The following is a 256-nucleotide window of genomic DNA, read 5'->3' as shown; positions in this document are numbered from 1 at the left end:
ACGGCACCGCCCAGGTATCCATCGGTGGCACCGTCACGGAGGTTGCCGCAGGCGACGTCGACGAGGCGCGCGCTCAGGTCGTCGCGATCGTCGCGGCCCGCGCCGAACAGCTAGGCCGGCCGCTGCACGTCCTCACCCGTGACCCCGCCGGGGAATGGCCGCTGATCATCCACCCGGACCAGACCGTGACCGAGGACGACAGCCGCGAAGCACGACCGCAGGCCCCTGAGCCCGCTGCGGAACCTGCCCCCCAGCA

1 protein-coding gene is annotated in these 256 nt (G+C 72.7%); it reads left to right on the top strand.

All coding sequences use genetic code 11. The features are described from left to right. The coding region (locus GST15_RS12770; protein ID WP_199268792.1) for a hypothetical protein at positions 1-256 on the top strand (256 nt) is incomplete at both ends.

Source organism: Cognatiluteimonas profundi (assembly GCF_009792795.1).
GTDB lineage: Bacteria > Pseudomonadota > Gammaproteobacteria > Xanthomonadales > Xanthomonadaceae > Cognatiluteimonas > Cognatiluteimonas profundi.
Note: the sequence above shows the minus strand (reverse complement) of the source record. Positions and strands in the feature narration are given on the sequence as shown.